Here is a 22,976-nt window from a genome sequence, read left to right as displayed (position 1 = left end):
ACGTAAGGACAGCTCAGGGGAAAGGAAGGAATCATGACTGCGGATACCGGTTCGCTGGCATCATTGCTCAGCTGGAGGCACTACCCGAAAATCGCACGCATCTCGAATCTGGCCAGCCGCGACGTGGGCCGCGGTTCGGAAACGCTGATGACGTTCTCGCGCGGTGACCTGTTCCGAGCAGCGCGGCACCTGACGGTCGGGGCGCCGGCCAAGGCGCTGGTGGTCACCGGATTCTTCATTCCGCAGGCGCAGGAACCCGCCGCCGAAACCGACGGGCCGCTGGGCGCCATCGAGGTCTGCATGGCCTTGCGCGCCATCGGCGGGGACGCCTGGCTGGTCAGCGACGAATGCTGCGAACCGGTGATTCGCCCTGCTGCGGAAGCGCAGTTGCCGGCCGATCATGTGCTGATCGCCCCCACGGAAAGCGGCGCGTTCGACAGTTGGATGAACGGCGTGATCGATATGGCCAAGGCCAATGACATCGATACGATCATCTACATCGAACGCGTGGGCCCCGCACGGGATGGACGGCCGCGCAACATGCGTGGCGTGGACATCACCGAATGGACCGCGCCCCTGAGCCGCCTGACGCAAATGGACCTGCACACCATCGGGGTGGGCGACGGCGGCAATGAAATCGGCATGGGCCGCGTGGCCGAGTATGCCATCGAAGGCGTGGTGGCCCACGGTGAGGACATCGCCTGCACGGTGCCGACCGATCAGCTCATCGTCTCCGGCACCTCGAATTGGGGCGCGCACGCATTGGTCTGCGCCATCCGTGCCATGGGCCGGACGGAGGTCGAGCCGTACCTCGCCCCGTCCTGGCATCAATCCACATTGGAGACGATTGTGTCGCACGGCGGCCTCGACGGCGTGCACATGAACAACGTACCCACCGTGGACGGCCTCAATCCCGACCGATATTACGCCGAAGTCAAGGCGCTGAGCGCGTTGGCGCGGTGAGCGGACCGGACAAACCGGACGAACCGGAAAGCCGTGCGAGCTGGGTGCAAGCACCATCTTGTCACCGCAGCGTTCAACGCCTAATGTCCTGAGCTCCATAGCAATCGGCCTTTGACCGATACCGTGTGTTTCATGCCGAACAGGCATGCGCCTGTGGGAAATCACATGATATCGGTCAAAGGCCGATTTCGATTTCGTTGCCGTTCGCAGACTCCGGCTACCGGTCAGTTGTCGGCAGCCGGTCAATCACCGGTCAGTTGCCGTTGACCGCGTTGCCGTTGTTGGCCTGCTGCACGATGGCGGCGAGGAAGTCGCGGTTGGTGGCGGTCTTCTTGAGGCGCGGCACCAGCGTCTGGTACGCCTGCTCGGGCTCCATGCCGCCCAGCAGTCGGCGCAGACGATAGATGATCGGCAGTTCCTGCGGATCGGTGATGAGCTCTTCGCGGCGGGTGCCGGAAGCGTTGATGTCGATGGCCGGGAACAGTCGCTTGTCCGCCAGTTCGCGGGACAGACGCAGCTCCATGTTGCCTGTGCCCTTGAACTCCTCGAAGATCACCTCGTCCATCTTGGAACCGGTCTCCACCAGCGCGGAGGAGATGATGGTGAGCGATCCGCCGTTTTCGATGTTGCGGGCCGCACCGAAGAACTTCTTCGGCGGGTAGAGCGCCTGGGCATCCACACCACCGGACAGGATGCGGCCGGAGGCCGGGGCGGCGATGTTGTACGCGCGGGCCAGACGGGTCATCGAATCGAGCAGTACCACCACGTCCTGGCCGAGCTCCACCAGTCGCTTGGCACGCTCGATGGCGAGTTCGGCGACCGTGGTGTGGTCGGAGGCCGGGCGGTCGAAGGTCGAGGAGATGACCTCGCCCTGCACGGTCCGCTCCATGTCCGTGACCTCTTCAGGGCGTTCGTCCACGAGCACCACCATAAGGTGGACCTCGGGGTTGTTCGTGGCGATGGCGTTGGCGATGTTCTGCAGCGTGATGGTCTTGCCGGCCTTCGGCGGAGAGACGATCAAGCCACGCTGGCCCTTGCCGATCGGGGCCACGATATCCATGATGCGGCCGGTGATCTTGTTCGGCGCGGTCTCCTGCTTCAGACGCTCCTGCGGGTACAGCGGGGTGAGCTTCGAGAACTGCGGACGGTTCTGGGCCTCCTCCACGCTCTGGCCGTTGATGGAGTCGATGGACTGCAACGGCACGAACTTCTGACGCTGGTTGCGGCGGTCGCCCTCACGCGGGGCGCGAATGGAACCATGCACGGCGTCGCCCTTGCGCAGACCGTACTTCTTGACCTGACCCATCGACACGTACACGTCGTTCGGGCCGGGCAGGTAGCCGGACGTGCGCACGAAGGCATACGAGTCGAGAACGTCGATGATGCCGGCCACCGGCACCAGATCCTCCTGCGGCTCGTCACGACGGTCGTTGCGATCATTCCGATCGACGCGGTCGAGGCGGTTCTCGCGGTCGCGGTCGGCACGCTCGTCGAAGCGGCGGTCCTCGTCGCCGGCGCCCAGCACGTCACGGTCACGGCCGCGCATGCGACGTCCGCGGCGATCGTTGTGCTCGCTACGGTCCACGCCACGGTCGCGATTGCGGTTGCGACGCACGAATTCATGCTCCTCCGACTGCTCGTCGCCCTCCGGCTGGTCGTCCCGCTTCGGAGCCGCCTGCGTGGGCAGCGTGGCCAGGATGTCGTCGAGATCGCGGACGTTCTCCTCGTCGCCTTCCTGACGACGGCGACGGCGCGGCTGGTCGTCCTCATCGTCACGCACGCGACGGATCAACGGCTCGGCGGCCTCGTCACGACGGGTACGGCGGCGACGGCCATCGCCGTCCTCGCCCAAATCCAGGGAGGCGAGCAGGCTGTCGCCCTCATCGTTGCGCTGACGGGTCTTGCGGCGGCCGGCATCGGCCTGATCCTCGCTGCGGCGACGGAACGCACGCGGCTCGTCGGCGGAATCTTTGGCATCCTTCGTATTCTGGACGCGACGGGCACGACGGGGCTCGGCGTCGGCGTCGAGGGACGGCAGGTCGAGCTGGGCGACCGCACCGGCCACGGACTGATCGTTCCTACGGGAGGCACGGGTCTTGACGGCGGAATCGTCGGACTGCGCGGGCTGGCTCGGCACGTTCTGGGCCGGCACGGACTGGACCGGAGCCGCTGCCTCGACCGGCGCAACCGGCGCTTCCTTGGCCGCCTGCTGCGCGGATTCAGTGACCGTCTTCGTTGAGGTGTCGCCGGAGGTCTCGGGCTTGTCCGCCTCCTTCTTGGCGACGGCCGGGGCCGACTTAGCCGTGGTCTTGGGCGCACGGACCGTCACACCCGCCGGCGGTTCGCCGCCGTTGCGCGCGGCCTGCAGCGTGGCGAGAAGTTCCGGCTTGCGCATGGTCGACGTGCCACGCAAACCCATCTGCTTGGCAAGCTCCTTCAGCTCAGGCAGCTTCATATCCTCAAGGTTCTGGCTATTTGCCACTGGTATGCCCTTTCCGTACCGAACAGGCTTGCGCCACTGCCGGCGTTAAGAGTGATTGTGCGGTGCTACCGCTCATAGATGTCCGCGGCGTCTCTGATACCAAGCGAACTTCGAATACTCTACAACGGCTAGCCGACCAACGCAAAACAGGAATGCCGCCATCCGGAGACCGTCTCGAAAAACAAAGGCTCTGTTAAACCAGAATTGACATGGTTGATCGGCGAAAGTTCTGATGGGGTTGATTCCCCTTATGAAGTCATCCCCACCAATTCGCTTCTCATGCCCAAAGCTGGTTTAACGGAGCCAAAACAAAAGGCTCCCCTCTCCTGAGGGGAGCCGATCACGGGAGATTAACGGGAGCAGTCAGGCGCGTGTCTCCTGAGGGGGGCAACGGCGAGGACGCTTTGCCGCTTATTCTCCGTAGGAGAAGTAGACAACGTGTGCGGCCTCTAGGCGCACCGAGGGAAGCAGTACAAATTGGTACTGCGACCAAGGAGCAACGACGAGGACGCTCCGTTATCTACTTCTCCTCGTGGTAGGACTTTTCGGTGTTGACGGACCACACGTTCTTCTTGGAGGTCTTGCCGGTCTTGATGTTGCCGACGGCCTCGATGGCGGTGGCCATGGAGTGGTCCATGTTGTTGTAGTGGTGCTGACCGTTGCGGCCCACGCAGTAGAGGTTGCCGAAGGAGTCGAGGTATTCGACCAGTTCGTCCATCTGGGAGTAGGTGTCGAAGTAGGCGGGGTAAGCCTTCTTGACCTTCTCGCGGTGGGTGTCGAGCACGTCGTCCGGGCTGGAGATGACCTTCATGCGCACCATCTCGTGGATGGCGAACTTGACGCAGTCCTCTTCGCTCATGTTCCAGAAGGCGTCGCCCTCATCGCAGAAGTACTCGAGACCGATCCAGACGGTGTCGTCCACATCCTTGACCAGATACGGGCTCCAGTTGTTGAAGACCTGGATACGGCCCACGGTGTAGCCCGGGTCCTGCACGTAGATCCAGCAGTCCGGCACGATCGGCGGGTTGCCGAGGGTGGGGATGTTGGTGGTGTTCTTGAGGCGCAGGCGCTTGACGAGCAGGCCGACGGTGACGAAATCGCGGTACGGCAGGCCGTTGGCGATGACGGTCATGTCCTTCGGCGCGGGCTTGGACGCGGGCGCTTCGGCGTCCTCACCGGCGGCGTCGATGGCGTTGACCAGATCCTTGATGGGCATGGAGGAGATGAACTGGTCGGCGGCAAGTTCGGTGCGGTTGCCCTCGGAATCCTCGTACACCACGGAGGAGATGGCACCGTGGTCCTGACGGACCTCGACCACCTTGGCATCGGTGATGACCTTGGCGCCGTTGGCCTCGCAACGCTTCTCGACGGTCTCCCACAGCTGGCCCGGGCCATACTTGGGGTACCAGAACTCCTCGATGAGGGAGGTCTCGACCTCGGCGTTGGAGCGCTTCTTCGGCATCAGCTTCTGGAAGGCGTTCTTGAGCACGCCGAGCACGCTCAGGCCCTTGACGCGCTGCGCGCCCCAGTCGGCGGAAATCTGGGAGGGATGACGACCCCACAGCTTCTCGGTGTAGCCCTCGAAGAACATGGAGTACAGCTTGCGGCCGAAACGGTTGATGTAGAAGTTCTCGAGGTTGGTCTCGGGCAGCTTGTGGAACATGGACCGCAGGTAGCTGAAGCCGGCCTCCATGGTCATCACGAAGCCCATGGCCTTGAACGTGGAGGGCTTCAAGGAAATCGGGTAGTCGAAGAAACGACCACCGTAGAAGATGCGAGAGACGCGGTGGCGCTTGAGCATCACTTCGTCGGTGACCTCGGGGTCCGGTCCGCCGGGCTCCAGATCATGGTGGCGGCCCAGCTTCTTGTCGTCATAGCTGGGGGCGCCCTGCAGCGGCAGGACCTCCTTCCACCAGTCCATGATGCGGGTGTCCTTCGAGAAGAAACGATGGCCGCCGATGTCCATGCGGTTGCCGTTGTGGCGCACGGTGCGCGAGATGCCGCCGAATACGCGGGTCTCCTCAAGCACGGTCACGTCATAATGCTCAGCACCGCCGTCCTTGACGAACTCCCAGGCGGCGGTCAGACCGGCGGGGCCACCGCCGATAATCACCACGGATTGCTTTTCGCTCACTGTGAATCTCCTTCTAACCAAATCAGCGACAGCTTATCCCAAGGCCGGGAAACGCACGCTGCACTTGTGCATTTCCTCCACGAATATTCATAGTCGGTTCACGCGCGCCCCTGCGCGCCCCATACATATCGACAGAACGCCCATTCTGGGGCGTTATGCCAAGTCATGCCGAGCCACAGGTGAACGAGAATACCCCGAAAACGAACTTGAGGGGTGGGATATGCAGTGCCGGACCGTAGGCTCGGCCGAACGGCCTTGAGTGTGTCCGGCACTGCATATCCCACCCCTCAAGTGGTCAGCGACCTATATATACGAATCTGACGACGTCACTCCCTCAGCCCAGCTCCACGGGCCAGCTCGTCCGGCAAGTATGGACGCGCTCTGCACGCAGCCTGCTAGCTCGCCTGTTAGGAAACATCAGTGAATGTCATCGGGAATGTCGATGTCGGTTTTCTGCACTTCCTCGACGTTCACATCCTTGAACGTCACGATACGTACGGACTTGACGAAACGGCTGGAACGATACACATCCCACACCCATGCGTCGGTCAGCTGCACGTCGAAATACACGTCCTGCCCGGCGGAGCGGACGTTGAAATCCACCTTGTTCGCCAAGTAGAAGCGGCGTTCGGTCTCCACCACGTAGGTAAAGAGCTTGATGACGTCCCGGTATTCCTTGTACAGTGCGAGCTCGGCGTCGGTTTCGTAATTGTCGAGATCCTCGGCGCTCATACTTGATTACTCACTTTCCGTGTCACGCTTGCGGCCTCGGCCCAGTGTACGCCACCATGCTTCCTTCGAGGTCTTACGCTCACCTTGGCCGTACGGCCAGTTGCTTTCCTCATCCGCGACCCGTTCGGCCACCGTGTGCGGCTCCTTGACCCTGCCTTCAGCGAAATCCTGATGCTGCGCGGCTCTACTGACGTCGTCCGCCGACCGGGTGCCATGCCCGGTCTCCTGAGGCGCCTCACCAAGGATATCGGCTGCCCCCGTGGATACGCCGGCCTCGGCCACATTCCCGGTTCCGGAACCGGTCGAACGCTTCTGCTGGATGGCGATGGAGTGCTCGCGCGCGCTCAGCGCCTCCTTGACGCCCGGGTTGTCCTCGATCAGGTGCATGCCAAAAGCGTCCAGCGAACGGATCGGATCATACTCGTCCACCAGCGTGTCCATGACGATGAGATCCTGGTACTTGCTGTTCTCGGCGTCCCACAGCGCGTCACGCGAGGTGCCGGAGGGCACGAAGCCGAGCGATTGGTAGACGGAGATGGAACGGGTGTTCTTCTCGGGCACGCTCACCCAGATGCGGTGCATGCCCAGGCCGGCCGGCTCGGGCGCGAAACCGTAGGTCATCACGCGCGGCATGGCGTCACGGGAATAGCCGCGACCGCGATAATCTCGTCCAAGAATAATCTGAATACGAGCGGACCGTGACCAACCATCGATGTCGATAAGGAAGATCATGCCAATCACGTTGGCGGTCGAGGAGGCGTCCACCTTACCGTCGTCATCATGGTCGGCGTCGGTGAGTACGGCCCATGCGATGGTGCGACGCGATTCCGGATCGCCCACACCGGACTCCGTCGGCGCCTGACCGTGCTCCCAGGCTTGGGAACGGCGGACCCACGTATGGACCACCGCACGTTCGGTGGCGGCATCCTTTCCGGTGATCTTGGAGGCCCCGTAGAAGGCGTCGAGCTCGTCGAGCCGCGGCAGATCATCCACGGTGGCTGGACGCAGATGCACCATTTCTCCGCGAATCGGCGGAATGACAATGCTGTCCGGCAAATCACGCCTCAACTGAGTATCGGTAGCCACGCTCAACACCTCGTTGGTCCCTGCCATTGGTATTTGTCCCCTGTTTCGACTCACATTGCAGTGCCGAACATATCTTACTCGACTGGACGAACGCTGAAAATGGGCTGAAATGGGATATTTGCCACACGTTCACCGAGTTACGTTCACCGAGTCATGCCGGTATCGGCAACGGATGGTTGGTTATCCCTCTGAGCGTTCATCCCTCGCCCGACTGCGACGATAGCCCGACCGGCACCTCTGACGCAAAAGGGCTCCCCTCGAGTGAGGGGAGCCCGAAGCGAGCGCGTCGCGTCATATCGCCAGCGCTCTGACCGACCGGTCAGGCGGTGTGATACGACGTCACGGCTCAGCCCTTGATCTTGCCCATGACGACCTTGGTGACGGCCTTGGCGTCGGCCTGACCGCGGGTGGCCTTCATCACGGCGCCGATGATCACGCCCATCGGCTTCATGTTGCCGCTCTTGAGCTTCTCGACCACGTCGGGGTTGGCCTCGAACGCCGCATCGACGGCCGCCTCGATGGCGCCGTTGTCCTCGACGATCTTGTAGCCGTGCTTCTTGACGACCTCATCCGGGGTGCCTTCGCCCTTGAGCACGCCTTCGACGGTCTGCTTGGCGAGCTTGTCGTTGAGCTTACCGTCGGCGATGAGCTTCTCGACCTCAGCCACGTCGGCCGGGGTGATCGGCAGCTCCTCGAGGGAGACACCCTGCGCGTTGGCGGCGCGGGACAGCTCGCCCAGCCACCACTTGCGGGCGCCGGCGGCCTTGGCACCGGCCTTGACGGTCTCCTCGATCAGATCGAGGGCGTCGGCGTTGAGGATGTCGCGCATCTGCAGATCCGTCAGACCCCACTCGGTCTTGAGGCGGTTGCGGCGCTCACGCGGCATCTCCGGCATCTGGGACTCGATCTCGGCGATGTGTTCCTTGGTGATGTGCAGCATCACCAGATCGGGGTCCGGGAAGTAGCGGTAGTCGTCCGCATCGGACTTGACGCGGCCGCCGGCCGTGGTCTGTGTGGCCTCGTCCCAGTGACGGGTCTCCTGCAGAATCTCCTTGCCTTCGTCAAGGCGCGCGGCCTGACGGCGGATCTCGTACTGGATGGTCTTCTCGATGCCGCGGAAGGAGTTCACGTTCTTGGTTTCGGAACGGGTGCCGTACGGGGCGTCGGCGGACGGGCGCAGCGAGACGTTGACGTCGGCGCGCATGTTGCCCTGCTCCATGCGGGCGTGGGAGATGCCCAGCGCGCGCACGATGTCACGGATGGCGCGCATGTAGGCGCCGGCGATCTCGGGAGCACGGTCGCCCGCACCCTCGATCGGCTTGGTGACGATCTCAATCAGCGGCACACCGGCGCGGTTGTAGTCCACGAGGGAGTGGTCGGCGCCCTCGATGCGGCCGTCGGCACCACCCACATGGGTGTTCTTGCCGGCGTCGTCCTCGATGTGGGCGCGCTCAATCGGCACACGGAAGACGGTGCCGTCCTCCAGCTCAACGTCCAGATAGCCGTTGCCGTTGGTCGGCTTGTCGTACTGGGAGATCTGGTAGTCGCGCGGCATGTCCGGGTAGAAGTAGTTCTTACGGGCGAACTGGCTCCACTCGTTGATCTCGCAGTGCAGGGCCAGACCCAGCTTGATCGCATAGTCGACCGCAGCCTTGTTGACCACCGGCAGCGAGCCCGGCAGACCAAGGCTCACCGGGGTCAGCTGCGTGTTCGGTTCGCCGCCGAACTCGATATGGGCCGGGCAGAACAGCTTGGTGTTCGTGCTGAGCTCCACATGCGTTTCCAAGCCGAAGACCACGTCATACTTCTTGGTGGCATCGGCGTACTTCATCAGTTTTTCAGCCATGATGTTTGTGTTTTCCTTCCGATGCTTCCGTCACTTGTCGAGACCGTCGAGCCACGGGGCCTTGAGGTCCTTCCAGATCGGACCGTTCCAGTCCTCCTCAAGCGCGGCCTCCAGCGCGGCGGCCGGCTTGTACATGACCTCGTCACGCTGCTGCGGGGCGATGAACTGGAAGCCCACGGGCAGACCGTCGTCCGACAGGCCAGCCGGGATGGACATGGCGGGCACGCCGGCGAGGTTGGCCGGAATGGTGGCGATGTCGTTCATGTACATGGCCAGCGGGTCGTTCATCTTCTCGCCGAACTTGAAGGCGGTGGACGGGCTGGTCGGGGCGACCAGCACATCGACCTGCTGGAACGCGGCCTCGAAGTCGCGGATGATAAGCGTGCGGACCTTCTGGGCCGAGCCGTACCAGGCGTCGTAGTAGCCGGCGGACAGGGCATAGGTGCCCAGGATGATACGGCGCTTGACCTCGTCGCCGAAGCCCGCCTCACGGGTGTAGGCCATCATGTTGGCGGCGGTCTGCGGTACGCCGGCCGGCGGCATCACGCGCAGGCCGTAGCGCATGCCGTCGTAGCGGGCCAGGTTGGAGCTGACCTCGGACGGCATGATGATGTAGTACGCACCGAGCGAGTAGCCAATGTGCGGGATGGACACCTCGCTGACCTCGGCACCCATCTCCCTGAGCTTGTCGACGGCCTCGTTGAAGCGGGCCTCGACGCCGGGCTGGAAGCCGTCGCCGCCGAGCTCCTTGATCAGGCCGACCTTGAGGCCCTTGAGATCGCGCTTGGCGCCTTCACGGGCGGCGGCGACCATCGGACGCGGGCCCCCGGGGATGGAGGTGGAGTCGCGGCGGTCATGGCCGCCGATGACTTCCTGCAGCAGGGCGGAGTCGAGCACGGTGCGGGAGACCGGGCCGATCTGGTCGAGCGAGGACGCCATGGCGATGGCGCCGAAGCGGGAGACGCCGCCGTAGGTAGGCTTGACGCCCACGGTGCCGGTCAGGGCGCCGGGCTGACGAATCGAGCCACCGGTGTCGGTGCCGAGGGCCAGCGGGGCCTCGAACGCGGCGACCGCAGAGGCGGAGCCACCGCCGGAACCGCCGGGCACGCGCTCGGTATCCCACGGATTGTGGGTGGTCTGGTAGGCGGAGTGCTCGGTGGAGGAGCCCTGAGCGAACTCGTCCAGGTTGGTCTTGCCGAGGATCGGCATGCCGGCGGCCTTGAGCTTTTCGATGACAGTGGCGTCGTACGGCGGCACCCAGCCTTCGAGGATCTTGGAGGCTGCGGTGGTCTCGATGCCCTTGGTGACGATCATATCCTTGATGGCGATCGGCACACCGGCCAGTTCAGGCAGAGATGCCTTCTCTTCCGCCGTCTTGGCGTCGAAGGCGTCGGCCTGCTCGAGGGCCACGTCGCCGGAGACCTTGAGGAAGGCCTTGATGGACGGTTCGGCGGCTTCGATCACCTTGAGGTGGGCCTCGACCAGCTCGCGGGAGGTCACATCGCCCTTCTTGACGGCTGCGGCCTGCTCGGCGGCGGACAGCTTGACCAGGGTTGCGGTTTCGTTGCTTACGGTGCTCATCGGGTTCACTCCTCGCTTCCCAGGATTCGCGGTGCCACGAACATGCCGGCCTCGGTCTTCGGGCCGCCGGCGAGCGCCTCGGCCTGCGTGAGCGGGGTCTCGGCCACGTCGGGACGAAGGTAGGCTTCCAGCGGAACCGGGTTGGCGGTGGGCGGGACGTCGTCGGAGGCGACTTCCTGGACCTTGTTGATGGAGTCTGCGATGACGTTCAGTTCGCCCTGCAGACGGGTGATTTCCTCATCGGTGAGCGCGATTCGGGCAAGATCGCCCAAATGCACGATTTCTTCGCGTGAAAATGTTGGCATGGGCTCAACTATACGAGCGGTTTGTGACACGCGAAATGCGAGTTCGCATTGTACGGAACATCGAATTACTGTCACTGAGACATTCACAGCGTCAGTTTTCCGGACCGATGCGGCTGTCCTCATTCCCGATCATCGGACGAGTCACATCCGTGGGACCTATATAGAGCACCTATATAACCCGTCCGCTACTTCACATCGATGCGCTTGACGGTGACCAGGCCAGTGCCCCACAGCACAGTGCTCCATGCGAACAGCAACAGACCGGACTGCCACCACGAGGGAATCCAATAACTCGGTTTCTCAAGCGCGATCGGCGCCGACGACGACTCGACGCCACCCGATAGGAACCGGTTCATGGCGGCGTCCGGCGCCAGATAACTCAGCGTGCCCAGCCATTCGAACTGGTTCATCAGCACTGAGGTCAGGGACAGCACCGACGAGAGCACCATGAACAGGACAATCACCGCGCATACGCCGCCCACGGTGGAACGGGTCAGACCGCCCAGCCCGACCGCGAGCAGCGCAACCAGCATGATGACCACCGGGAATCCCACCAATGTGACCGGAATGATACGCATCTGGTCATCGCCCAAAGCGGTGATCTCATGGCCGCGAGACATGAGCCACACCACCAACCCGGCAGCCGCAATGCCGACGAGGCTCGCAGCCACGGAGAACAGCGCCACAGCCAGTGACTTGCCGATGTAGAACATGCCGCGTCTCGGATTCGCCACCAGACTGGCCTGCACCGCCGACGTGGTGTACTCACTGGTGATGGCCATGACGCCGAAGATGCCGAAGACCAGCGCAGCGGTGGTGCCGGACGAGGCGAGGACGGACCACACATCAGCCGCAGACACGGGTCTGGGCGAGTCCAGTTGCTGGCCTGTATTCAGATCCACCGACGCCATGAACATCGTGCTCCAAGTGCCCAGCGCCGCCATGCCGACGATGAGCAGCACGGACAGCCCCATCAGGATCCATGTCGAAGTCAGCGACTTGAGCTTGAGCAATTCGGCGCGGAGCACGCCCATGAACGTGAGATGGATGTGACGATTCCAACGATTGGCCCGGCGGCTGGTTGCACTGCCGTTCGGGATGGCGGCAGTAGCGTATGCGGAATTGGACATCACGCCGGATCTGGCGTCCGATACGGTGGCCGGTGTGACGCCGATTGATGGTTCCGGCGCCACGCCGGTCGGGTTGACGGAGACATCGTTGGGAATGAATCCGATGGCATCATTGGCGGAGGCATTGCCTGCGGAAGCGTTCATCGCGTGACCTCCTTGGCTCGGTATTCGATTTGGTCATGGGTCAAAGCCATATACGCCTCTTCAAGTGAGGCATGCTCCTCGAGGAATTCGTAGGTGACGAGCTGCGCCTGGGCAAAGACCCGTGCCGCGGCGTCAAGATCGGCGCCGATGATGCGGAACACATCGCCCGTCGGCGGGTCGTTGGGTGTGCGTTGTTCCATAGTGACCGTGATCTGTGGGGCACGGGAGAAGATCGCCAGCAACTTTTGCGGCTCGGGTGTGACCACGCGCAGTGATTTGGTGGAGTGCTCGGCCACGAATGCGTTCACCGTGGTGATTTCCAGAATGCGCCCTTGGCCGATGATCACCAGATTGTCTGCGGTGAGGGCGACTTCGCTCATCAGGTGGGAACTCAGCAGCACGGCCCGGCCTTGGGCGGCAAAGTGGCGGCAGAGCTCACGCACCCATTTGACGCCTTCCGGGTCAAGGCCGTTGATGGGCTCGTCGAGGATCAGGTTGCGCGGGTCGCCCAACAGCGCCGCCGCGATGGACAGCCGTTGGCTCATGCCCAACGAGAACCGTCCGGCCTTGTTCTTCGCCACGGCGGTGAGACCCGTGATGTCGAGGACCTCGTTCACACGACGACGTGGAATGTCGTTGGTGTAGGCCAAGGCTTTGAGATGGTCGATGGCCGGGCGCGAAGGGTACGCGGATTTGGCGTCAAGCACCGCGCCGACCGCCCGCATCGGCGCGCGCAGTGTGACGTATGGCCTGCCGTCAATGAGCGCACGACCGCGATCCGGGGTGATGAGCCCCAGCACGGCACGCATGGTGGTCGATTTGCCGGCGCCGTTGGGGCCGAGAAAGCCGGTGACTTTGCCGTCTTCGGCAGTGAAGGTCACATCGTTGAGCGCCTGCTTGGTTTTGAACCGTTTGCTGAGCCCTTCAATCTCTATCATGATTCAACTGTAGATGAAAGGCCCATGCCACACCAGCGATGTCAACATATGGCTACCGCACGTTATCGGATAGTCCAGCCTAGTGTTCCGCGTCGGAAGATCATTGACGAATTGGCTACCCCTCAGACCCGCTTCGCGGGGCACTGGCGTGCGGTTCAGGCGATGACGGCGTGCTGGGCGATCCAGGCGTGCATGGCCACGGCCGCGGCGGCTCCGGCATTGATGGATCGCACTGAGCCGAATTGCGAGATATAGACCACGTCGTCGGCGAGATCGAGGGCCTTCCGGCTCAATCCCGGGCCTTCCGCCCCGAAGAGGAGCAGGCAGCGCTTGGGAAAGGCATAGGTCTCCATGGGCACGGCACCGGGAATGATGTCGAGCGCGATGATGCGAGAAGACTCCAGCTCCTTGATGCGGGTATCGCAGGCGTCGATTTCAGCCAGCAGCGCATGCAACCGCTGGTTGTCGCCATCGACGGCCACATCATGAGCGTGGATGGCTGCGGCTCCGGCACGGGCACGTTCGGCGGCGATCTCGCCGGCGATGCGGTTGCGCCAGCACTCCACCAGTTCGGCGATGGACGGATGGTGCTCGACGTGCTGATAGAGCTCGGTCATCAGAGCGCCCTTGCGGTTCCATTTATGCGGTCCCACAATATGAACGCGGCGTGCTTGGAACGCATTGGCGGTACGCACCATGGACCCGATGTTGAAATCATGCGTCCAGTTCTCCACCGCGACTTCGAAATCATGCCGGCCGCGAGCATCCAAATCCGCCTTTATGGCGGCCACGGACCAGTAGCGGTACCTGTCGAGCACATTACGACGGTCTCCTTCGTCCAGCAGCGCCGAAGCGTACCGGCCGTCGTAATTCGGCGAAGCGGGATTATCGGGGCGGGGTTCGCCGGGGTGGGACTCACACCACGGGCCGAGACCCACCTCACGAAATTCCGGTTCGCCCGATGCCTTGGCCGCCAAGGAGATCTGGTTCGGTGCGTGCACAATCACTCCTCTTACAAACGCTTTTCCGAGACTTTGCCTTCATCACCCGCGAGTAGCCGGAACGCTAGAACACGCTTCAATGCCGGATGCCCTCAAGCCGGAACGGCTGTGCCAGCACAGGCCTAACTATCTCGCTATCTCGTGTTCGCCGGGGATATTCAGAACCCGAGAACGGCTGTGCCGACACAGGACCGAAGGTTTACGCACCAACTGCGCGCAATGGGATATGTCTTCAGCGCAGTTTGGCGGTATGTGTCAGCGCAGCTCGGCTTCGTCGAAGACCTGAACGAACGGCAGCACATGGCCGTCTCCCGTGGAGGGATTGACCACGTTGATATCCTTGGCACCGCCGCCGACCAACGCCGCAATCGCGACCACGGATGCCCCCAACTGATCGACGACGCCGAAATCGAGGCTGAGCTCGTTGCCGTTGCGCAGCGTGACCAACGAGCTGGTCTGCACATACGACTTCTCGGAAAGCCAAGCGTCCAGCAACACCACGCGACGGCCGGCGATGGACGGTCCCTTGATGGACGGATAGACGAAATCCATCACAAAGCCGTCAAGATCCTGCCCGCGGGATGCGGCGGCCTGTATCATCGCCGACACCATCGGCACCGCAGCGGCGGTCAGCGCGCCGACCGCGTCGAAGTCATCCACCGAATAGCCGGCGTCCTCCAGGGCATCCAGCAACACATGCCCCATGACCACGGCAGCACGATGGTCGAACGTCACCGCCGACAGCTCGGAGAAGGGACGCCCGACCACATGCTCCTTGAGCAGGGAGGCCAGCTGTTCGCGCGGGTCCAGCTGGGCGAAGTCGGTGGTGTTCCGGGGTGCGGCGAGATCCGGTGTACCGGTTGAGCGGAATCCTGATTCAGTCATGACTTCAGACTATCGCCTGAGGGAGTCATCACCGCACTGTGATTTCGCTGCACAGCGCATCACCACCCAGCGATGCCACTTCCAGCGACATCACCGTCCAATGACATCACCGCGCAGTCACGGACTCGCCCGACTCCGACGGAATGACCTCGGGGGCGGACAGTTCATTGACATTGGCCTTGTCGGATTCGATCAGCGGCACCTCCTCGATGATCTTGGTGGGTTCGATCTTCTGCAGTTTGCGCGCGGTGGGCAGCACACGCTTTTCGAGGCTGGCCGCGAACTTGTTGTACGCCCCCACCGTCTTGGTGATCTGCACGCCCAGTTTTGTGGCGTAGTCGCCCAATACGGCGAAACGATCGTACAGTTCGCGCGACAGATCGAACAACTGCTTGGCGTCGTCGGTCAGGGACTGCTGCTGCCATGCGTAGGCCACGGATTTCAGAACCGCCCATAGGGTCACCGGCGAGGTCAAAGCCACCTTGCGGGAGAAGGCGTCATCCATCAGCGTAGGGTCGGCCTCAAGCGCCGCCTGCAGCAAGGCCTCGTTAGGGATAAACGCCACCACGAAGTCCGGAGCCGTGTCGAAGGCGTTCCAATACGCCTTCTCCCCCAAGGCGCGCACATGTTCGCGCAATGCCTTGGCGTGCGAACGAAGCAACTCGTCGCGACGCACCAATTCCTCCGGCGATGCCGTCTCCGAAATCTCGCAGGCACGCTGGTAATCGGCATACGGCACCTTGGCATCGATTGGAATGGTCTTCCCACCGGGAAGATGGACGATCATGTCAGGACGCAGCGTGCGCCCATCAGCGCTGTTGACCACCACCTGTGTATCGAAATCGACATGCTCGAGCAGTCCGGCCGATTCCACGATGTTCTTGAGCTGCGCCTCGCCCCACGCGCCACGGACCTTGTTGTTCCGCAATGCGGCGGACAGCGAGCTGGTCTCCTTGTCCAATCGGGCCTGCTGATCGTTCAGCCCCTTGAGCTGGGCCCCAAGCGCACCCATCTCCTGTTTGCGCCCCTCTTCGATCTGCGTGACCTTGTTCTGCAGAGCATCAAGGTTTTTGGCCACGGGCGCCAAAGCCTCCAGAACCTTGCTCTGTTCCTTGAGCCGGGCCTCCTGCTCGCGGCGCTTGGTCTCAGCGGCCTGGATTTCCGCCTGCCGACGCTCTTCAGCCGCCTTGGCCTCCGCCCGGCGACGTTCTTCGGCCTCGGCCGCGGCACGCTCCCGTTCACGCTGGATACGAATCTGCTCGGCTTGCTGCGCTTGGGCCAACTGCGATTTGACGAATGCCAACTGCTGGCCGACGCCTTCGATCTGCGCCCGCGATGCCGCATTGACGGCCCTGAGCTCGGCGGCGTCCGCACGGGCTGCCTCCAATGCGGAGCGCGACTCCTCAAGCTCCGCGGTCTTGGCACCGCGAGCCATCTCCTGGCCTTTATGCCGCCCCAGCATGAATCCGACGGCAAGGCCCATCACGGCACCCACCACCAGCACGAAGACCACGATTACTACGGTTCCCATTTGCTCAGTCATGGTTCCCAGTATGACACCGGTTCACAGTGACGGTAAAATTTTACCGTCCGCGACGAAAACAAGCCGAAAACGGCGCCATCGGCACCCGCAACACGCATCCGCAACACCGCAGCAACGACAGCAATCAATCGGTCATCACAACCCTATGACCAAACGACTCTCACGACTTGACAAGCCTCGCAATGGCCGCAGACGCCTCGGCAAGCTTTTCGTCGGCCACCGCGCCGCCTTCCGCGGAAGCCTGACGGACGCAGTGGTTGAGGTGGTCATCCAGCAGCAGCAACGCCACCGACTTCAGCGCCGAGTTTGACGCGGCAATCTGGGTGAGGACGTCGATGCAGTACTTGTCGTCCTCCACCATCTGCTCAATGGCACGTACCTGCCCCTCGATACGACGCAACCTCGCCACGATCTTCGCCTTGTCACCGCCGTATCCGTGCATGCGCCCTCCTTTTCCCACAGCTGAACACGCCACTATTATATACCCTCTAGGGGTATAGGGTATACACTGTCTGGCGATACAATAAAGAGGGAAGGAGCGGTTATGGAATTCAACATCTTTCCGATCGCAGTGGCATTGCTGGCAGCGGCCGCACTGACGTGGCTGGTGCTGCGGTTCTTCTTCGCACCGCAACGCGGACAGGCTGGAACGGTAAGCGGCGGGCGCCAGCGCGCCACAATCACAGTCAAAGGCGGCTACTCCCCCTCGACCATCACCATGCGCGCCGGCCTGCCGGCTACCCTGACGTTTGACCGTCAGGAGACCGGCGAGTGCACCTCGCATGTGGTCTTCGCGGATCTCGGACTGGACGCCATGCTGCCGGGCAACGCCACGACCAACGTGGAGCTGCCGCCCCTGCCCGCCGGCGAGTACCCCTTCGCCTGCGGCATGAACATGGTCCACGGCCTGCTGCGCGTGGAAGACGACCCTGCGACCAGCAATGCCGACGCGTCATCCGAAAGCGCCCTCAGCTCATCCAGCTCAGCCGACGCATCCGATGAATCCGGCGCATCCGTCACCCCCGAGCACGGACAGACCCCAACAGCGACACCCACCCATCACCCTGCCCCCTCGCCCAGCGCGACCCCAAGCTCCACGGATGCCGCAGAGGCCGAACGCCGGGAGGCACAGGAGCGCCGCAACGAAATCAAGTCCCTCACCAAACTGGTCGTCATCGGCGCGATACTCACCATCCCGGTGTTCGCCGCCACCATGCTGCACATGGCCAACCCCGCGCTCGTGCCGCACTGGATGGTCAATCCGTGGCTGCAGGCCATCCTCATCACCCCGGTGATGTTCTACTGCGGACATCCCATCCATTCGGTCGGCTTCCCGGCACTGGCCCACCGCTCACCGGACATGAATTCGCTGGTGTCCCTCGGCACGTCGGCCGCCTATCTGTACAGTCTGGTCACCTGCATCGCCCCTTGGGTCTTCCCGGAGGGCTCCCGCGAACCGTATTTCGAATCGGTCGGCGTGGTCATCACGCTGGTTCTGGTCGGACGACTGCTGGAAACCAAGGCGAGGGAAGGCACAGGCAAAGCCGTGCAATCCCTGATCAAACTCCGCCCGCGGACCGCACACCTGCTGAACGACGGCATCGACGCGACCAACGATGACTGGCTGAACCCGGCCAACGCAACGGACACGGACGTCGATGCCCTAGCCGTCAACGATCTGGTCATCGTCCGAGCCGGCGAGCGCATACCGGCGGACGGCGAGACCGTGACCGGCGAGGCCACCGTCGACGAATCGATGATCACCGGCGAGTCCAAACCAATCGTCAAGAACGCCGGCACACAACTCACCGGCGCCACGGTGCTGCTCAAGGGCAACGTGCTCATGCGCATCACCCAAGTGGGCGCGAATACCGTACTTTCGCAGATCGCCGGCCTCGTGGCCCGGGCGCAGGCCACCAAAGCCCCGGTTCAGCAACTCGCCGACCGCATCGCGCGGTACTTCGTGCCCGCAGTGATGATCATCGCCATCTGGACGTTCGCGATATGGGTATCGGTCGGCCCCGATCCGAGACTGGCCCACGCTCTGGTCACGGCGGTCAGCGTACTAATCATCGCCTGCCCGTGCGCGCTGGGACTGGCCACCCCGCTTTCGGTGACGGTGGCGCTGGGACTGGGCGCCACGAATGGCGTGCTCGTCACCAGCGCAAAAGCCCTGGAACGGGCCCGGCGCATCGGCACCGTGGTGTTCGACAAGACCGGCACCATCACGCGCGGCATTGCGGACGAATCCGCCGATTGGAGCCGACCGAGCTACGAACAGGACACGGTCAAGGAAGGCTCGGCACAGGCCATCGCGGCATTGCGCGCCCGCGGTATTCGCACGGTCATGCTATCCGGCGACAAGGCGGACGTGGCAAGTCGCATCGCACGCGAAGTGGGCATCGACACCGTGATCTGCGAGGTCAAGCCCGATGGCAAGGCCTACTGGATCGAAAGGCTGCAGCGCGAACGCGACGGCCTGTCGGGAGCGATGCCCGATTCCGCAACTGCTCCGTCCGACCGAGCGGACGGCTCCGCACGCCCTGTTACCGCACGGAACACTCCCGTCGGCGGTTCTCGCAGCACCGATCAATCCACGAACCTCATCGCCATGGTGGGCGACGGCATCAACGACGCCCCCGCGTTGGCACAAGCCGATTTGGGTATCGCCATCGGCACGGGCACGGACGTGGCCATGCAGTCCGCGGACGTGACGCTGATGAGCGGTGACCTCAGAGGCGTGCTCAAGACCATCGACCTTTCTCAGGCCACCATGCGCAACATTCGGGAGAATCTGGGCTGGGCCTTCGGATACAACGTAATCGGCATCCCGATTGCGGCAGGCGTGCTCTACCCGTTCACCGGATGGCTGCTCAGCCCGATGATCGCCGGACTGGCGATGGCCCTGAGCTCGACGTGTCTCGTACTCAACGCGAATCGTCTGCATGGCGCGCGGATCGACGGCGGCCTCGCATCGGCCGGCGGTGTTGTCGGCGATGGCGTCGCTGACAACGCTCACGACGGTACGGCTGGCGGTACAGCTGGCGGTACGACAGACGGCACGAACAGGCGGGAGCCGACCGTTATCGTCGACGACCGCACCTCATTGCACTTGTCCGAACAATCACCATCAACCAAGGAGAATCACATGGAAATGAACATGCACATGCATCACATGGCCACCGCCGACGGCGAAACCGCCACCGACCCGGTGTGCGGCATGAGTGTTGCGGTGAACGCCGAGTCCATCACGCGCGAATACAACGGCAAGACCTACTACTTCTGCGGCGAGCACTGCGCCACCAACTTCATGAAGGCGCCGCAGGTGTTCCTGAGCGAGTGACGCCCATCGCACCGTTTCGCGCACCCCACGGCGTAGGGATTCGCCCACGGTGTAGGGAAATCCACATGGTGTAGGGAGCCAAAACGGCTTTATTCCGCCAAAGTGGATAATCGACTCCCTACACCGTGGGCATATCCCTACACCGTGGGACATTTGCGCATATGGCCGGCGGCTCCGCTGCGGTCACGTTTGTAGCGCATATCGAAAAAGGCTCCAACCCCTATTGAGAGGTTGGAGCCTTTTTGTATGCATGTAGGGCGTATGCCGGTGCCGATCAGCCGAAGAAGAACACGAACATCCACGCACCGATGATCGCGCCCACAATCGGGGCCACGACCGGAATCCACGCCTCGCCCCAGCGGGAGGAGCCCTTGTGCGGAATCGGCAGAATGGCGTGCAGGACGCGCGGCATGAGGTCACGGGCCGGGTTCAGACCGGGGCCGGTCGGGCCGCCCATGGAGGTGACGAGGCCCCACACGATGAAGCCGACGACGATTGCGGCGGCGGCAGGGTCCTTCTCGCCCCACGGGTCCATCAGGCAGCACAGCGCGCCGAAGACGAGCACCAGGGTGCCGAACATCTCGTTGACGAAGTAGTTGACCTTCTTGTCATCGGCGTCGCTGGTGCAGAACGTGGCGAAGATGGCGTCGGGATCTTCGGTCTCCTTGTAGTGCGGGTAGTACGTCAGGTAGACGATGAACTGGCCGAGCGCCGCGCCGAGCAGCTGGGCGATGATGTACGGCAGCACTTCGTTCCACGGGAACATGCCATTGACGGCCTGGGCGATGGTCATGGCCGGGTTGATGTGCGCGCCGGAGACCGCACCGAACATCAGGACCGGGAACATCACACCGAAACCGTAGCCCATGGCGATGTTGAGCCATCCGGCATGATGGCCCTTTGTGTTCTTGAGCTCGACATTGGCCACAGAGCCGTTGCCGAAAATCATCAGGATGGCCGTGCCGAAGAACTCGGCAGCCAGCTTGGTAAAGAGGGAGTATTCCACTGCTTCTTCTTTTCTCGTTCGAATGAGGATGTGACTGCGAATAGGGCCGAAGGCCAAGTCGCGCAAACGTGACAAGCGTACGCCGAGGGCTGAACCGTGGAGCGTCGCCCATTCCACGGCTCAAGTCGGTCGGGACCCTCATTTCCCGATGATTTCAATGGGGAGGCCATAGGGTACGTGACCCATCGCGACACGCCGATGATTCGCAACTCCGGAGATCGTCTCATTCCGGCAAAGCTCCTATAGCGTGAATTGGCCATCAGGACCCTCCGGAACCTTGTAACCCAGCTTGCTACCTGAGTGGCCCTTCATTGTGGTGTGCATGGTGGTTTCGTCATGGGTGGGCTTGGATGGTGTGTGGAACCACACGCTCCTTGCACGCGAAAATCGGGAAAGCGTACAAAATACCTGTAGTGCGGATACGGACGCCGGGGCCCGTGAGAGGTTGCAGGTGAAAAGGTGTCTGTTATGACGCCCTTGGACGCCCTATCGACGTGGCCGCGTCGAATCGCAGGTGTTTTGTGTCTGTGTACGGCCTAGGATGCAGGCAAAAGAACACGATTATGGGGGTTGCAGGTGAAACGTGTCTGTTTATGGCCTCGAAAAGCCCATAAACAGACACCTTTCACCTGCAACCCTTTTAGGGCGCACAACGATATACCTGCACGATGGGTGGCAGCCACCCATCAGGGATAATCAGGGATAGAAGCACATTCCCCGGATATGAGAAACCCCGGGAAAACAATACTTCAAAGGGTTTCGGCGAGAAACAAGAAAGGCACCGACCGAAGTCGATGCCTTAAGTGTGCCCCCGCAGGGACTCGAACCCTGGACACGCTGATTAAGAGTCAGCTGCTCTAACCAACTGAGCTACGGGGGCAGTGGTTAGCTGTTGAAGTGTTCCTTGCAACAGGTGATAAATATACTCAGATTCGAGACGAATGCAACCTCCGGCGTGTCGCCCGGAATTCCAACGTTTTTGAAAACGGGATTTTGAGCCGTCTCGACGACATCAGCCCACCTCCCATCACATCAGTGGAAGGCCTTTACAAAATATACATACTCGTTGCCAACCATGCAGACCATAGGCGTCCGACCTCCAGCGTCCGACCTCCAGCCCAGTATCACCACCTTAAAATGACGGGTTTTACCCCATCATCGGCGCTTCACTCCACCGCACCCCTAAAACTGCCGGACTGACACCAGTTGACTGTCGGTTTTCGACGCTTGAGTGTCGGATACCGACGCATGACTGTCGGATTACAACGCTTGAGTGTCGGATTACGTACATATTTTGTACGAGGTCCGACACTCAAGCGTCGAAAACCTACAGTCGTCCGTCGAGGTCCGACACTCAAGCGTCGAGAACCGACAGTCGTCCGTCGAGGTCCGACAGTCAAGCGTCGAAAACCTACAGTCAACAATTTGATGGACTTCAAACACTACAAAACCAACAGTGATGGTCCAGCCTCACCAATAATTGAGCACTGCATCTCCTGTCTCTCCCCAGTCAGCTTCGCCGCCAGCCCGTCCTGCAGCGCGACCTGCCGGCTCGCACGTTACCTGCAAACAGCAACGCTGTTTGCTTTATGGCAACGTCCCAAGAGGGGACTAACAACACTCACACAATTACGAGATAGACCAGTGGCATGTCGAAGACCGACAGTAATCCATCACGGGACGCCGATATAGCTGACATAACCAGACGGATGCACCCAGTCACACCCGAATGCAGCTAAACAAAGGCAGGCACGGACAGACACGGCCAAACACAACCAGGTACAACCAAACACAACCAAATACGAAAAGCCCCGCGTCGCATGTCATAACCATGCGGACACGGGGCTTTTCGATGCT

At 62.2% G+C, this 22,976-nt stretch carries 15 protein-coding genes, 1 tRNA gene and 2 pseudogenes; 2 read left to right on the top strand and 16 right to left on the bottom strand.

Translation table 11 applies throughout. The annotated features are described in order from the left end of the window. Positions 1-33: 33 nt before the first annotated feature. Positions 34-963 carry a DUF4392 domain-containing protein gene (locus BMYO_RS00395; RefSeq protein ID WP_094666640.1) on the top strand — a complete coding sequence of 310 codons (930 nt, stop codon included), beginning with the start codon at positions 34-36 and terminating at the stop codon, positions 961-963. Positions 964-1,216: 253 nt separating this feature from the next. Here BMYO_RS00395 and rho read toward each other — a convergent pair whose 3' ends face one another. The 14 genes and pseudogenes from rho to BMYO_RS00330 form a co-directional block, all read right to left on the bottom strand. Beyond that, entirely contained in the window at positions 1,217-3,445 is a 2,229-nt protein-coding gene (rho, locus tag BMYO_RS00390) for a transcription termination factor Rho (protein ID WP_094666639.1), read from the bottom strand. Between the two features lie 520 nt (positions 3,446-3,965). Beyond that, on the bottom strand, positions 3,966-5,579 hold the full coding sequence (locus tag BMYO_RS00385) for an NAD(P)/FAD-dependent oxidoreductase (RefSeq protein ID WP_094666638.1): 1,614 nt from the start codon (positions 5,577-5,579) through the stop codon (positions 3,966-3,968). A 417-nt stretch (positions 5,580-5,996) separates the two neighbouring features. Continuing rightward, positions 5,997-6,311: a DUF2469 domain-containing protein gene (locus BMYO_RS00380; protein ID WP_033890645.1), complete on the bottom strand. Its 315-nt coding sequence runs from the start codon at positions 6,309-6,311 to the stop codon at positions 5,997-5,999. A gap of 6 nt (positions 6,312-6,317) precedes the next feature. Then, positions 6,318-7,424: a GNAT family N-acetyltransferase gene (locus BMYO_RS00375; protein WP_094666637.1), complete on the bottom strand. Its 1,107-nt coding sequence runs from the start codon at positions 7,422-7,424 to the stop codon at positions 6,318-6,320. Between the two features lie 319 nt (positions 7,425-7,743). Next, positions 7,744-9,243 (bottom strand): Asp-tRNA(Asn)/Glu-tRNA(Gln) amidotransferase subunit GatB, encoded by a 1,500-nt coding sequence (gatB, locus tag BMYO_RS00370; RefSeq protein ID WP_094666636.1) that lies wholly within the window; start codon positions 9,241-9,243, stop codon positions 7,744-7,746. Between the two features lie 30 nt (positions 9,244-9,273). Beyond that, entirely contained in the window at positions 9,274-10,824 is a 1,551-nt protein-coding gene (gene gatA, locus BMYO_RS00365; RefSeq protein WP_094666635.1) for an Asp-tRNA(Asn)/Glu-tRNA(Gln) amidotransferase subunit GatA, read from the bottom strand. Between the two features lie 5 nt (positions 10,825-10,829). Beyond that, positions 10,830-11,129, bottom strand: coding sequence for an Asp-tRNA(Asn)/Glu-tRNA(Gln) amidotransferase subunit GatC (gene gatC / locus BMYO_RS00360; protein ID WP_094666634.1), 300 nt, complete (start codon positions 11,127-11,129; stop codon positions 10,830-10,832). Positions 11,130-11,314: 185 nt separating this feature from the next. Further along, positions 11,315-12,403 carry an ABC transporter permease gene (locus tag BMYO_RS00355; protein WP_094666633.1) on the bottom strand — a complete coding sequence of 363 codons (1,089 nt, stop codon included), beginning with the start codon at positions 12,401-12,403 and terminating at the stop codon, positions 11,315-11,317. Beyond that, complete coding sequence (locus tag BMYO_RS00350; RefSeq protein ID WP_094666632.1) at positions 12,400-13,341, bottom strand: ATP-binding cassette domain-containing protein; 942 nt, start codon at positions 13,339-13,341, stop codon at positions 12,400-12,402. The genes BMYO_RS00355 and BMYO_RS00350 overlap by 4 nt, the downstream gene beginning before the upstream one ends. Positions 13,342-13,496: 155 nt before the next feature. After that, a pseudogene (locus BMYO_RS12510) lies at positions 13,497-13,784 on the bottom strand (TrmH family RNA methyltransferase); the annotation flags it as partial. Positions 13,785-13,858: 74 nt separating this feature from the next. After that, positions 13,859-14,342: pseudogene (locus BMYO_RS12505) on the bottom strand (RNA methyltransferase); the annotation flags it as partial. 255 nt (positions 14,343-14,597) lie between these two features. Further along, the gene (locus tag BMYO_RS00340) at positions 14,598-15,227 is read right to left on the bottom strand and encodes an orotate phosphoribosyltransferase (protein WP_169833997.1); all 630 of its coding nucleotides are present in this window, start codon (positions 15,225-15,227) and stop codon (positions 14,598-14,600) included. 106 nt (positions 15,228-15,333) lie between these two features. Beyond that, positions 15,334-16,770, bottom strand: coding sequence for a DNA recombination protein RmuC (locus tag BMYO_RS00335; protein ID WP_094666631.1), 1,437 nt, complete (start codon positions 16,768-16,770; stop codon positions 15,334-15,336). 160 nt (positions 16,771-16,930) lie between these two features. Continuing rightward, entirely contained in the window at positions 16,931-17,212 is a 282-nt protein-coding gene (locus tag BMYO_RS00330) for a metal-sensitive transcriptional regulator (RefSeq protein WP_094666630.1), read from the bottom strand. A gap of 102 nt (positions 17,213-17,314) precedes the next feature. On the opposite strand from BMYO_RS00330, the gene BMYO_RS00325 reads away from it, so the two are divergent. Next, entirely contained in the window at positions 17,315-20,113 is a 2,799-nt protein-coding gene (locus tag BMYO_RS00325) for an HAD-IC family P-type ATPase (RefSeq protein WP_094666629.1), read from the top strand. A 274-nt stretch (positions 20,114-20,387) separates the two neighbouring features. Here the strand turns inward: BMYO_RS00325 and BMYO_RS00320 are convergent, their stop codons facing one another. Then, positions 20,388-21,119: an MIP/aquaporin family protein gene (locus tag BMYO_RS00320; protein ID WP_094666628.1), complete on the bottom strand. Its 732-nt coding sequence runs from the start codon at positions 21,117-21,119 to the stop codon at positions 20,388-20,390. Positions 21,120-21,925: 806 nt separating this feature from the next. Beyond that, positions 21,926-21,999, bottom strand: a tRNA-Lys gene (locus BMYO_RS00315). Between the last annotated feature and the right edge of the window lie 977 nt (positions 22,000-22,976).

Source organism: Bifidobacterium myosotis (assembly GCF_002259745.1).
GTDB classification, from domain to species: domain Bacteria; phylum Actinomycetota; class Actinomycetes; order Actinomycetales; family Bifidobacteriaceae; genus Bifidobacterium; species Bifidobacterium myosotis.
This window is presented reverse-complemented; position numbering and strand designations above follow the sequence as displayed.

Bases quoted from the DNA above. Each gene is read 5' to 3' on its own strand.
- BMYO_RS00395 (WP_094666640.1), top strand. From the start codon at position 34: ATGACTGCGGATACCGGTTCGCTGGCATCATTGCTCAGCTGGAGGCAC.
- BMYO_RS00335 (WP_094666631.1), bottom strand. From the start codon at position 16,770: ATGACTGAGCAAATGGGAACCGTAGTAATCGTGGTCTTCGTGCTGGTG.
- BMYO_RS00380 (WP_033890645.1), bottom strand. From the start codon at position 6,311: ATGAGCGCCGAGGATCTCGACAATTACGAAACCGACGCCGAGCTCGCA.
- gatC (WP_094666634.1), bottom strand. From the start codon at position 11,129: ATGCCAACATTTTCACGCGAAGAAATCGTGCATTTGGGCGATCTTGCC.
- BMYO_RS00340 (WP_169833997.1), bottom strand. From the start codon at position 15,227: ATGACTGAATCAGGATTCCGCTCAACCGGTACACCGGATCTCGCCGCA.
- BMYO_RS00330 (WP_094666630.1), bottom strand. From the start codon at position 17,212: ATGCACGGATACGGCGGTGACAAGGCGAAGATCGTGGCGAGGTTGCGT.
- BMYO_RS00325 (WP_094666629.1), top strand. From the start codon at position 17,315: ATGGAATTCAACATCTTTCCGATCGCAGTGGCATTGCTGGCAGCGGCC.
- BMYO_RS00355 (WP_094666633.1), bottom strand. From the start codon at position 12,403: ATGAACGCTTCCGCAGGCAATGCCTCCGCCAATGATGCCATCGGATTC.
- gatA (WP_094666635.1), bottom strand. From the start codon at position 10,824: ATGAGCACCGTAAGCAACGAAACCGCAACCCTGGTCAAGCTGTCCGCC.
- gatB (WP_094666636.1), bottom strand. From the start codon at position 9,243: ATGGCTGAAAAACTGATGAAGTACGCCGATGCCACCAAGAAGTATGAC.
- BMYO_RS00375 (WP_094666637.1), bottom strand. From the start codon at position 7,424: ATGGCAGGGACCAACGAGGTGTTGAGCGTGGCTACCGATACTCAGTTG.
- BMYO_RS00350 (WP_094666632.1), bottom strand. From the start codon at position 13,341: ATGATAGAGATTGAAGGGCTCAGCAAACGGTTCAAAACCAAGCAGGCG.